Source organism: Paenibacillus hodogayensis (assembly GCF_039536325.1).
GTDB classification, from domain to species: domain Bacteria; phylum Bacillota; class Bacilli; order Paenibacillales; family NBRC-103111; genus Paenibacillus_AB; species Paenibacillus_AB hodogayensis.
Window position 1 is genome coordinate 176,566 of record NZ_BAAAYO010000008.1, and the last position, 12,175, is coordinate 188,740.

Sequence of the window (12,175 nt, forward strand, 5' to 3'; positions counted from 1 at the left end):
CATTACCATTTTACATCCAAGTTCCGGTTGTACGAGCCGGAAAAAACAGGATTCGCTGGATTTCCGCCGCTGTACGGCAGGAAAATCGGCTATGAGGAATAATGGTGCGAAATCCGGCGAAAAACGGAACGTACACACCCATTCTATCGTTTGCAAAAGTGGCTTGTCAAGCAACAAGAAAGCGCTTCGTCTCCGATCACGACGTGAGCCGGTCCACCACCATTGCGGCGGCTCCTACGGCGAGTGCCTCGTCGGACAATTTGCCCCGGGTGAACGTCACCGGGTAGGTCGGATAATACAGCGTATTTTTCAGCGCCACCTGGGTGCTGATCTGGTAAAACAGCTCGTTCGTCGTAATAAGCGGACCGCCTAATATCACTTTCTCCGGATGCAAAATATTCAGCAGATTGGACAGGCCGATGCCGAAATAAGTCGCCGCCTGCGTAAACAGCTCCGTCACCAGCCGATCGTCGGCCGACAAGGCGCGGAGCAAATGCCGGTATTCGATCTCCTCGGGCCGCTCCACCCACTCGGCCAGCACGCTGCGCCGGCCTTGCTTCAACCGGGCCGCTGCCTGCTTTTCCAGCACCGGAATGGAGACGAACGATTCCAGGCAGCCATATACATGCGGGCGCTCCGGATGCGGCGGGCCGTCTGTCTGGATGATCATATGGCCAACGGAGCCTTCCATATCAACAGCGCCGTATACGAGCTGGCCGTTCGACATCATGGCCGACCGCAGCCCGATCCCCGCTCTCACATACAACAAATGGCGGTACTGCTGCGAGCCTGCCCAATATTCCGCGAGAAGCGCCGTATTCGCCCCGTTGTCCAGCAGCACCGGCACGCCGAGTTCGCGTTCGAGCTGCGGCCCGAGCGGCACCTCGTTCCATCCCTCCGCCCGGAAATAAAGCGGGTTCAGCATCACGCCTTTCGTCCGGTCCACCGGACCGACCGCGCCGATACCGACGCCCAGAAGCCGGTCGGGCTGGAGACGGTGCTTGTCCGTCATGCGGCGAATCGCTTGCACCACTTCCTGCAGCAAGTGCGCCGGGGTCATCTTCTCCGTCATTTGCCATGATGCGGAATCAAGCTTCTCCAGCTGCAGGTCGCACAAGACCAGACGCGTCGTCGCCCGGGATACGTCCAGGCCGAACACATAGCCCCGGTTCTGTTTGAGTCGGTACAGCAGCGGCCTGCGCCCTCCGGACGATTCGCCGAAGCCGCTTTCCTCGATCCAGCCCGAAGCCGCCAATTCTTCCAGCATTCGGGTCAGCGTACTTGAAGTGAGCCCGCTCAAATCGAGCAGGTCGAATTTCGATACGGTCCCGCTGCGCCGGATTTCCGCGAAAATTTGTTTCGCCTTCCGGTTCGGGATCCATTCTTCCAAATTAGGCATACAGCGCTGCACCCACCAGGCCGGAAACGGCTATCACCGCCAACGGATGCACCCGGAAGCGCATCATGGCGATCAAAGCGCCGGCAAATATGGCGAGGAACCCAGCCGTCTTCCAATCGATCGCGAATACCGCCCCGCCCGTCCGCAGCAGCCGATACGCCGCATAAAAGACTAAAACGGCAACGATCGGCCGCAATCCGTAAAAAGCCGAATCGACCAGCGGATGATGCTGATACTTGGCAAACAGCATTCCGGCTGCGATCACGAGCAGCAACGACGGCAGCGTCATTCCGATCGCGGAGACGGCAGCGCCGGGCCAACCGCTCGCATGAAATCCGACCATAATGGCCGTATTCGTCGCAATCGGACCCGGCGATGCTCCCGCTACTGCAATCATATCAGAAAATGTCTGTTCATTCATCCACCCGCGCGAAATCGCCTCGTGCTCGATGACCGGGACCATCGAATAACCGCCGCCCACCGATACGAAGCCAATCAGCATGAACGTGACAAACATTTCCCACAGCATGGTGCGCCGCCTCCCGCAAGATCGTCATAGAAGTGAAAGAACAAGCCGGTAAAGTTTTAATTTAAATACCGTCTCCGATAAAATAATCCGGGTCGGAGTAGTAGCGTCTCGTGCGCGGTTCGATGCCGCGCTTTTGCTTCCAGGAGCCGACGGCAATCCCCGCCGCCGCCCCCAGCACGATAACGAGGATCGGCGAAAGCGTCGTCTGGAGCAGCAGCAGCGCGCCGGTTACAGCGATGGCGGCCGTCCATTTATCGACCAGCGCCGTCCGGGCCACCCGATAGCCGGCGAAAACGATCATCGCGACAACCGCGGGTTTCATCCCAAGCAGCGCGGCCGCCACCTTAGGGTTATCGCGAAACGACAGCAGCAGCGCCGCCAAGCCGATCACGATCAGAAAGGTCGGCAACAGCATCCCCAAAACCGCCGCAATGGCGCCCGCCGCTCCGGCTACGCGGAAGCCGACGAACGAGGCTGCGTTCAAGGCGACGGCTCCCGGAATCGTCTGCGAGACGGCAAGCACGTCCGCCACGTCCTCCTGGGCGATCCACTTTCGCTTATGCACCGCCTCCCGCTCCAGCACCGGAACCATCGCATACCCGCCGCCGAACGTAATCGGTGCCATCCGGAAAAAGGTCCAAAATATCGGCCACAGCCGTCCCCATTGTTTGTTGATACCGTTCATGCCGCTCATCTCCATCCGTCCGTTTGTCCTTATGCTTTTATTATAGCTGACTTTTTACCGTTTTGGAATAAAGATATTGGCCTTTTTCTTATTTTGTTTTGTCCTGCAGAAAATTAAGGGCCAAATAATCAATTATTTCTGAATCTTTCGTCCATAATGGATTTATTTCATATAATCCATATCCGCAAACTCGGGAAATCGGAGCAACGCGATCCGCTTCGCCCGCTCTGGCAACCACAGGGCAAGCCCCGTCTTCCGATCATGCGCAAAGACGCCTCCAACCCCACTTGGAACGTGGGATGGAAGCGTCTTATGGAGGCCAACCTGTATCGATGCCGGGTCGCGAAAATCCTGCATTCTGGCCCGATACAAGAGAGGCTTCTGATCGAGCTTTTCCATGGCACAAATATCGTTTAAAGCGACCGTAGTTTGACCAGTTCGTCCATCACGACCGCCGTCCGCAAAGCGGATGCTCCGGTGCTCGGGCACGACCCTCGTCCGAGCAGCTCGTTCACGATCGTCTGGATCAGGGGCTGCTGAATATGCGCTGGCTGCTCCAACGAATAGTCCCCTATGCCGTCGGACGTCGTCAGCCGGATCGGCTCGCTGCCGAAGGTGGAGAACGTCAGCTTCCCGCGGGATCCGACGATTTCATTGATCTCGCCGCCCTGATACGCCGTAAAACACCATATGCCGATTCCTTGAACGCCCGATTCGAACACATAGGTGCCGCTGACCACATCCTCGGCCGGATACGCCTTTCCTTGATTGCCGGCGCGCCCCGCCGCATCGCGGATCGGACCGAGCAGGAAGTCAAGCAGATCGAGCGTATGGCTGGCTAGGTCGAAAAAGTGCCCGCCGCCCGACAGTTCCGGTAGGACGCGCCACGGCAAATTCGCGGGGTCCTCGGTCAACTTTTTCGTATGTACGGTCGTGACGAACCGGATCTCTCCGATGGCACCCATCTCCAGCAGCTGTTTGACCTTCAAAAAGCGCGGCAGCGCCCGGCGGTAATACGCAACGAACAAAGGAACCCCCGCCGCTTCGCACGCCTCGATCATCTCCCGGCACTCCCCGGCGTGGAGCGCCATCGGCTTCTCCACATAGACCGGCTTGCCCGCCTTGGCGGCAGCCAACGCATAGGCTTTGTGCGTGGAGGGCGGAGTGGCGACATACACCGCATCGACATCCGCATCCCCGATCAGCGCATCTGCATCGTCGTACCATTTGCCTACGCCGTGACGGCGCGCGTAGTCAGCCGCCAGCTCTCCGTTGCGCCGCATGACGGCAACAAGCTCCGAGCCTTCGGCTTGCTGAAAACCCGGCCCGCTTTTCACTTCGGTCACATTGCCGCAGCCGACGATTCCCCATCGAATAACACTCATTTGCACTCATCTCCCGCTTTGCGAATAAAATCGGTCGTTATGCGTCCGACAAGTCCCACAGCTCTTCATCGTCGTCGCCGTCGCTCTCTTCCCGGAACGTTTCCTGAAGCCGGCGGATCACATTTCCGACGATCTGCCCGGAATAGCCGCGCCGCAGCAAGTAGGCGGCCGTCTTCCGTTTTTTGTCCATAAGCGCTCCCGACGTCTGCTTCCATTTCTTCTGCCCGAGCCCGTAGGCCAACTGTTCTTCTTCCTCGGCCGGCACCTGATTGAGCGTGTCCTGGATCGTGGCCGGGGCCACGCCTTTATGCTGAAGCTCCTGTTTGATCAGGGCGCGTCCTTTTTTCTGCGAATAAATGCGCTGTTCCGTCCATTGCGCCGCGAAGTCGGCATCGTCCAGATAGCGCTGCTCCTTCAGCTTGACGACGATTAGATCGACCAGCGAGGGCAGCACCTGTCTGCGCTTCAAATATTGGCGAACTTCCTTCTCCGAGCGCGGGCGGCGGCCTACATGCTTCAAAGCGTCGGACCAAGCGCGCTGCTTCTCTTCGTCCTCCAGCACGAGCTGCAATTTCTCCGCATCGACTTGCTCGCCTTTCATCAGCCGATGCTTCACCAGGACATCCTCGTGGACCGTGAAAGCGTACTGCCCGTCGATAAAAATAAGATACCGGCCTGCGGCCTTCCGTTGCCGCTCGACAGCGGTAATGACGGAGTCGGTAGTAGTCATAGCCCCTCCTTGACGCGTAAAAACCGAAAACGCACCCCGTTTATGCTAAGGTGCGCAATCGCTCTTTCAATTGATGTTGTTCTTGATGTTCCGAATATGCCTCACGCCCTTATTCCAGTGCGGCCAGTTCGTCCTCATCCTCGTCCTCGTCGTGAACTGCGACGGACACGGAGCCTTGCGTCAGGTTGCTCGCTTCACGAATCTTGGATTCGATCACGGAAGCAATCTGCGGATTGTCCTTCAAAAACTGCTTCGCGTTCTCACGGCCTTGGCCCAGACGGTCGCCTTCGTACGAATACCAAGCGCCGCTTTTATTCACGATATCCAGTTCCGTACCGATATCGATAATGCTTCCTTCGCGGGAAATGCCTTCCCCGTACATAATGTCCAGTTCCGCTTGCTTGAACGGAGGCGCGACCTTGTTCTTGACGACCTTGATCCGCGTCCGGTTCCCGACCATGTCGTTGCCTTGCTTCAGCGTCTCTATACGGCGTACGTCGAGACGGATCGTCGAGTAAAATTTGAGCGCCCGGCCGCCGGGAGTCGTTTCGGGGTTGCCGAACATGACGCCGACTTTCTCGCGCAACTGGTTGATGAAGATGGCGATAACTTTGGACTTGTTGATCGCTCCGGACAGCTTGCGCAGCGCTTGCGACATCAGTCGCGCTTGCAGGCCGACGTGGGAGTCTCCCATTTCGCCTTCGATTTCCGCTTTCGGAACGAGAGCGGCTACGGAGTCTATGACAAGGATGTCGACAGCGCCGCTGCGAACGAGCGCTTCCGCGATCTCCAATGCTTGCTCGCCCGTATCTGGCTGAGACAGGAGCAGCTCGTCGATATTAATGCCCAGCTTGCTGGCGTACAACGGATCCAGAGCGTGCTCGGCATCGATGAAGGCAGCTTGTCCGCCGGTTCGTTGAACTTCGGCAATCGCATGCAGCGCTACCGTCGTCTTACCAGACGATTCCGGGCCGTAAATCTCGATAATTCTTCCCCGGGGATATCCGCCTACTCCAAGAGCGAGGTCGAGCGCAAGCGCTCCGCTCGGAATAGTCTCCACTTGCATGTGAGTGGACTCACCGAGTTTCATAATCGATCCTTTGCCAAATTGCTTCTCGATTTGACGCAGGGCATTTTCTAACGCAGCGCGGCGATCTGACAACATACTCACTTCCTTTTATCGTTTCTATTAGTAATGATACATGCTTTTCCGTCGTTTGCCAAGTGTTTTTTCGAACATACATTCGCATTTTTTTGACGGATGGCGGGAAACAAAACAAAAACCGCAACAAAAGGCGTTGCAGGCCTATTGTTACGGTTCTTCCGTTCCTTACCATAGAGTATATAGCATAGAACCGCCGACGGCAACCGCTTCTTTATATCGCGATCAAGGCGATCGTTTCGCTTCGGCGAATGCAAAAAGGCCTCTGCCGCCCTCTTTCCCCGCCAGACCGAGTCCAACGATTGCCCCTTTGCGGTTGCATTCAAGCTTTGAGCTGCTGCCACAGCAAGTAAAAAGCTTGCTTGGCGGCCTTCAGACGTACCGACTCACGATTGCCCGACAGCTGCAGCTTCGCCGACTGCGCAGATTTCCCGCGAACGGCGATGCCGACATAGACGAGCCCGACCGGCTTGCCTTCCGATTCTCCCGGTCCGGCCACCCCGGTAACGGACAGCGCATAGTCCGCTCCAAGCCGTTCCAGCGCCTGCTCGGCCAGCAGCACCGCTGTCTGCGCGCTAATCGCGCCGGGGGCATCTTCGCCCTCCAGAAGCTCGGCAGGGACGCCCAGCAGTTCGCGCTTCGCTTCGTTCGTGTAGCATACGATGCCGCCGCGATAGGCAGCCGAGCTGCCCTGCACCGCAGTCACCATCTCGCTGACCATGCCGCCCGTGCAGCTTTCCGCCAGCGCCAAGGTTTTGCCCGACGCCGTCAAAATCGCCACCAGTTCGTGCTCGATTGGCACATCCCGGTCGGCGTACACGTACTCCCCGACGCGAGCGCGGATTTCTCGCTCCGTAGCGGCCAGCTTCCGCTCGGCCTCCTCTTCGGATGTCGCCCTCGTCGTTAGCCGGATGCTCACTTCGCCTTCCTTGGCATACGGCGCAATCGTCGGGTCTTCCTGGACTTCGATCAGATCGATCAGCCGATGCTCCAGGCTCGACTCGCCGATGCCGGCAAACTTGAGCATTTTGGAGTACAGCGGGGACGCGTCCTCCCCCATCGCCGCGCGAATCCACGGAATCGCCTGTTTGTCGAACATCGGCTTCATTTCCTTTGGCGGTCCCGGCAGCAGCACGTAATGGGTTCCATCCTTCGTCAGGCCGATTCCGACGGCAAGTCCGTTGTCATTGGGCAGCGGGTCGCTTCCTTCGAGCACGTTCGCCTGTCGTTCGTTGCTCTTGACCATTTCCAATCCGCGGTCGCGAAAAACCGCCTCGATCTTCTCCATCGAAGGCCCGTGAATCGAGATGGGCAGTCCGAGCAGCTCGGAGAGCGCATCCTTCGTCAAATCGTCCTGGGTCGGCCCGAGACCGCCCGTCACGATAACGACGTCGGCGCGTTCCGCCGCCAGCGTGAAAGCCTGCCGAATCCGTTCCCGGTTGTCGCCTACAACGGTTTGATAGTAAACGTTAAGCCCAATACCCGCGCAGCCCTGCGCGATGTATTGGGCATTGGTGTTGACGATTTGGCCAAGCAGCAGTTCGGTTCCGACCGCAATGATTTCCGCTTTCATTCGTATCACTCCGCCTTCTGCCACGCGGGAAGCGTCCCGCGCGAGCCGTCAATTGTCAAACTGAATGACATGCCAGTTTTTGGCAAAATAATCGATTCCCGAATAAATGGTAATGATCGCGGCTACCCAGCTGGCGATCAGATCGAACGGAATATCCAGAAACGCAAACGGAAAATTGTTGATCAGCAAAGCGATGATCGCCGTAATTTGCGCTCCGGTCTTCCATTTGCCGAGCTTGCTTGCGGCCAGTACGATACCTTCGGCCGCGCAAATCGAGCGGAGTCCGGTTACCGCAAACTCGCGGCTGATGATGACGATCGCGATCCAGGCGTCCAGCTTTCCCATATCGACGAGCGAGACGAGCACGGCCGATACAAGGAGCTTGTCCGCCAGCGGGTCGAGCAGCTTGCCCAAATTCGTAATCAGCTTGTGCTTGCGGGCGATATACCCGTCGAGACTGTCTGTGCTGGCGGCAATAATGAAAATCAGCACGGCGATGATCTGATTATAGGTAATGCTGAATTGCTCGATCCGGATCGGTGGCAGATTGAGATTGACCAGCAAAAAAAACATAATGACGGGGACGAGGAAAATTCTCGCCACCGTTATGCGATTGGCCAAATTCATGCGATTCCCTCCCCGGAGAGATCGAACTCGAAGGAGTGGGTGATGCGTACCTTTTGCATTTCGCCGATGCCGGCGGTGCAGCGGGATACGAATACTTCGCCGTCCACGTCCGGAGCGTCGTACTCGGAACGTCCGATATAAACGTCATTGCGTCCGTCGTACCGCTCGATCAGCACATCCAGCTCCTGGCCGATTCGCTTGCCATTTTCCTGACGGGAAATTTCCCGTTGAATTTCCATTAGCGTGGTAGCGCGGAATTCCTTCACGTCTTCCGGCACTTGATTCGGAAGCCGCGCGGCGGGCGTGTCGTCTTCCTTCGAATAAGCGAACACGCCGAGGCGGTCGAACCGCATATCTTTGACGAATTCGCACAGGTTGGCGAAATCTTCCTCGGTCTCACCGGGAAAGCCGACGATCAGCGAAGTGCGCAGAGCGACGTCCGGAATGCGCGCACGGATTTTGCCGACAAGCTCGCGCGTATCCCGCTGGCGACCCGGACGGCGCATCCGCTTCAGAATCGTATCCTCGCTATGCTGCAAAGGCATGTCGATATATTTGCACACTTTCGGGTTGGTCGCGATCGTCTCGATCAGCTCGTCCGTGAAAAATCCCGGATACGCATAGTGCAGCCGCACCCATTCGATGCCTGGCACCTCGGTCACCCGGTTCAGCAAAGCCGGGAGCATAAATCCGTCGTACAGATCGGTCCCGTAGTTCGTGGAATCCTGGGCGATCAGGCTGATCTCGCGCACGCCCTGGGCGGCGAGTTGCTCCGCCTCGGCGACGACCGATTCGATCGAGCGGCTGCGGAACTTGCCGCGCATGATCGGGATGCTGCAGAACGTGCAGGCATTGTCGCAGCCCTCGGCGATTTTCACATAAGCCGTATACCGCGGAGTGCTCATCCGTCTAGGCAGCTGCTTCTCGTAGTTGAAGGCCGGGTTGCCGACCAGCACCGGTTTTCTTCCGGCGAGCGCCTCGTCGATAATGTCGTTGATTTTGTCGAAGTCGCCGGTTCCGACGATTCCGTCGATCTCCGGCATCTCGTTCATCAGCTCTTTTTTGTACCGCTGCGTCAGGCAGCCGGACACGATAAGCGCCTTCAAGTTCGCGGTTTCCTTCAGATCGGCCAAGTCCAGAATCGTGTTGACCGACTCTTCCTTCGCCGCGTCTATAAATCCGCATGTGTTGACGATGATAACGGTTGCCTCGTCCTTGTCGTCAACAAGCGAGTAGCCCCGTTGATGGATCAGTCCGGACATAATCTCCGAATCGACCAGATTTTTCTCGCATCCGAGCGTGACCACTTTTACCTTTTCAGTCATATACGTCTATCCCCCACATCCGATTCCCGGCCTTTGTATCCACACAAGTATAAACCAATCGACTTTGGGGTGTCAAAAAAACGAACATCGCCTTTAGCGAAAATTGACGAATTGCAAATCGAGCTCGATATCCGCGCGCTTGAGCAGTTGGATCGCCTGCTGCAAATCATCCCGGCTTTTGCCCGTTACGCGAAGCTGGTCGCCTTGAATTTGGCTTTTGATTTTCAGCTTAGAATCGCGGATCAGAATATTGATCTTTTTTGCGTTTTCCTGATCGATACCCTGCTTCAGCCCGATCCGCTGGCGCACCGTCGACGACGCGGCTGGTTCGATTTTGCCGTACTGCAGGTTCTTGAGCGAGATGCCCCGCTTGACCATCTTCGCATGCAGCACGTCCAGCACGCTGTTCAGCTTGTATTCGTCGTCGGAGGCGACGACCAGTTCGTTTTTCTCCAGCTTGATGCTGCTCTTGGAGCCTTTAAAATCGAAGCGGTTGTCGATTTCCTTCTCCGCCTGCTGGATCGCGTTGTTCAGCTCCTGCATGTCGATCGCGGAAACGATATCGAACGAATTTTCCGTGCTCATCCTTATGGGCCCCACCTTTCACGGTATAAAGTTCTTCTTCATTATAACAATCGCGTACGCAGAAAAAAAGACATCCGCCCATTCGCGAATGCCTTGCCACCCCGTAAGCTTGCTGCAATGCCCTGTCTTCAACGGACGCGACCCGGTGTCCGGAACATGTCCAGAACGCCGAGCACGATATGGGCCAGACCGAAGCCCAAAATCCCGTAGCCCCAAGCATTCGGAGCCAAATACCAGCCGATCAGTGCAACGATAACGCCGAGCACCGTAACGACCCAGCTTGTAGTCATGCGGTTCGCCTCGCTTTAGCGGATAAGTAACTGCGTAGCCGTAGCTTACCCGGAAGCGAAGAAATTATGCGTCATGTGGACTTTTGCAGATCGATCTGGACTTGCTTGACGCTTTTGCCGGAACCAAGCTGGATGGCGGTGCCGTTGACGACGATTTGAGCGGCCGGCGGGAAGCCGACTCTGATGAAAAACCCGGCATCGGTTGTCCAGTCCCGGGTATCGCCCTTCTTGTACAGCTTCTGCTCGATCTCCTGCCGCTCCGCCTTGCGGTCGGCTGTAGCCGGAACGATCCGATCGATTTTCAGCCAGCACTCGTCCCCCCCGATGGTGAGCTGCACGTTCAAGGTGTCCGCATTGGTTACCGTATAATAGTCGATATTATTTTCCGTACGGGCCAGCGTTACGACAGGCGTTTTGGGTGGCGGCGTTACCGCCTGGCCGTTCTGCTGAGGGTTTACGGTATCCGTCTTGATGCCCGGGGCATTGGTTCCCGCCGCGCTTTGCTGGTCAGACCGCTTTTCGGTTATTTTATCGTTCGGATCGATTTGCTTGCCCTGATCCCCGGAATAAGAGTTTCCGATAAAATAATAAAGAATGCCGAGAATGAGCAGGATGAACGACAGCATCAAAATATTGGACGCCCACTTGCTGAGTTTCTCCGTGCTTCGCGAATCCCGCTTGCGCCGCCGGATCGGTTCCGCTACCGTTTCCGCCACGGGCGCAGGAATGGCGTTGCCGTACAAGCCCAGCACTTCATTCGGATCGAGCCCCACCGCTTCCGAATAGCTTTTAATAAAGGCGCGAACGTAAAAGCTGCCAGGTAAAATTTTGTAATCTCCGTCTTCAATCGCTTCCAAATACCGCTTCCGTATTTTCGTCATCTCCTCGAGCTGATCCAAGGAAATGGATTGATCCAATCGCGCTTTTTTCAGCAACTGCCCCAAATCCGACACTGTTCCATCACCTCCCGCAGACGGGATTGATTCGTCCATCGTCCGCCTGCTTTAAAATTTGTCGTTCTCGAAATTCGTAAACGTTTCGTATGTGATTTCTTCATCCGGCGAATTGCGCAGCTCGATAATCACATTGAACGTATCGTATGTGTATTCCGACTCGCGGATAAAAATATCCGGATGCTCGATCACTTTCGTAGAAGGCATCGCCATGATCTCCCGCAGCAGCATGTGGTGACGTTCGTTGGAACGGATCGTGGAGACGATCCCGTCGATGATGAACACGTTGTTGGGGCTCATTTCGTCTTCGGACATCGTACTCCGCACCGTCTGCCTCAGCAGCGTCGAAGAGACGAACGTCCAGCGCTTCTTGGCACATACGCTTCCCGCTATGATCGATTCGGTTTTGCCGACGCGCGGCATCCCCCGCAAGCCAATGACTTGGTTGCCTTCCTTCTTGCAAATTTCGCCCAGAAAATCGACCAAAAGTCCCAGTTCGTCCCGAGTAAAGCGGAACGTTTTGCGGTCGTCCGAGTCGCGTTCGATGTACCGGCCGTGACGGACGGCCAAAATATCCACGAGCCGCGGCGCGCGCAATGCCGATACTGTAATATTATCCACTTTTTTCAACATTTTACCCATCAACTCTATTTTTTCGTCGTCGTTTGTTTGCAGCAGCATGCCGCGGGTACGGTCCTCGACGCCGTTGATCGTCAATATGTTGATTTCCAGCATCCCCATCAGGGACGCAATATCGCCCAAAAGCCCCGGGCGGTTCTTATGTATTTTGTACTCCATGTACCACTGCTTCGTTTCCATCCGATTCTCACCTTTCCGGGGTTGTACGCCCTTACCAGTAATTCTACAATATTCGCCAATATCCTCCTGGCTTCGCGTAAAAAAAGTTATCATGACAGGGTTAAAAGCCTCCC

At 56.4% G+C, this 12,175-nt stretch carries 13 protein-coding genes; all 13 read right to left on the bottom strand.

Going from position 1 to position 12,175, the window contains the following annotated elements; all coding sequences use genetic code 11:
• Positions 1-196: 196 nt before the first annotated feature.
• The 13 genes from ABD796_RS16575 to ABD796_RS16635 all read right to left on the bottom strand — a co-directional run bounded on the left by ABD796_RS16575 (position 197) and on the right by ABD796_RS16635 (position 12,062).
• Complete coding sequence (locus ABD796_RS16575) at positions 197-1,399, bottom strand: ROK family protein (RefSeq protein WP_344909370.1); 1,203 nt, start codon at positions 1,397-1,399, stop codon at positions 197-199.
• Positions 1,392-1,928 carry a chromate transporter gene (locus tag ABD796_RS16580; RefSeq protein ID WP_344909372.1) on the bottom strand — a complete coding sequence of 179 codons (537 nt, stop codon included), beginning with the start codon at positions 1,926-1,928 and terminating at the stop codon, positions 1,392-1,394. The genes ABD796_RS16575 and ABD796_RS16580 overlap by 8 nt, the downstream gene beginning before the upstream one ends.
• A 61-nt stretch (positions 1,929-1,989) precedes the next feature.
• Positions 1,990-2,613 (bottom strand): chromate transporter, encoded by a 624-nt coding sequence (locus tag ABD796_RS16585; protein ID WP_344909374.1) that lies wholly within the window; start codon positions 2,611-2,613, stop codon positions 1,990-1,992.
• Between the two features lie 413 nt (positions 2,614-3,026).
• The gene (locus tag ABD796_RS16590; RefSeq protein WP_344909376.1) at positions 3,027-3,998 is read right to left on the bottom strand and encodes a Gfo/Idh/MocA family protein; all 972 of its coding nucleotides are present in this window, start codon (positions 3,996-3,998) and stop codon (positions 3,027-3,029) included.
• 37 nt (positions 3,999-4,035) lie between these two features.
• The gene (locus ABD796_RS16595) at positions 4,036-4,728 is read right to left on the bottom strand and encodes a RecX family transcriptional regulator (RefSeq protein WP_344909378.1); all 693 of its coding nucleotides are present in this window, start codon (positions 4,726-4,728) and stop codon (positions 4,036-4,038) included.
• A 109-nt stretch (positions 4,729-4,837) separates the two neighbouring features.
• Entirely contained in the window at positions 4,838-5,890 is a 1,053-nt protein-coding gene (gene recA, locus ABD796_RS16600) for a recombinase RecA (protein WP_344910288.1), read from the bottom strand.
• A gap of 322 nt (positions 5,891-6,212) precedes the next feature.
• Positions 6,213-7,463 (bottom strand): competence/damage-inducible protein A, encoded by a 1,251-nt coding sequence (locus tag ABD796_RS16605; protein WP_344909380.1) that lies wholly within the window; start codon positions 7,461-7,463, stop codon positions 6,213-6,215.
• 48 nt (positions 7,464-7,511) lie between these two features.
• Entirely contained in the window at positions 7,512-8,090 is a 579-nt protein-coding gene (pgsA, locus tag ABD796_RS16610) for a CDP-diacylglycerol--glycerol-3-phosphate 3-phosphatidyltransferase (protein ID WP_344909382.1), read from the bottom strand.
• Entirely contained in the window at positions 8,087-9,415 is a 1,329-nt protein-coding gene (gene rimO / locus ABD796_RS16615; RefSeq protein ID WP_344909384.1) for a 30S ribosomal protein S12 methylthiotransferase RimO, read from the bottom strand. The genes pgsA and rimO overlap by 4 nt, the downstream gene beginning before the upstream one ends.
• A 93-nt stretch (positions 9,416-9,508) precedes the next feature.
• A complete protein-coding gene (locus ABD796_RS16620) occupies positions 9,509-10,000 on the bottom strand; it encodes a YajQ family cyclic di-GMP-binding protein (protein ID WP_344909386.1) in 492 nt (163 codons plus the stop codon).
• 128 nt (positions 10,001-10,128) lie between these two features.
• Positions 10,129-10,290 (bottom strand): hypothetical protein, encoded by a 162-nt coding sequence (locus ABD796_RS16625; protein ID WP_344909388.1) that lies wholly within the window; start codon positions 10,288-10,290, stop codon positions 10,129-10,131.
• 71 nt (positions 10,291-10,361) lie between these two features.
• Entirely contained in the window at positions 10,362-11,243 is an 882-nt protein-coding gene (locus ABD796_RS16630; protein WP_344909390.1) for a helix-turn-helix domain-containing protein, read from the bottom strand.
• Between the two features lie 51 nt (positions 11,244-11,294).
• The gene (locus ABD796_RS16635; protein ID WP_344909392.1) at positions 11,295-12,062 is read right to left on the bottom strand and encodes a DUF3388 domain-containing protein; all 768 of its coding nucleotides are present in this window, start codon (positions 12,060-12,062) and stop codon (positions 11,295-11,297) included.
• Positions 12,063-12,175 lie beyond the last annotated feature (113 nt).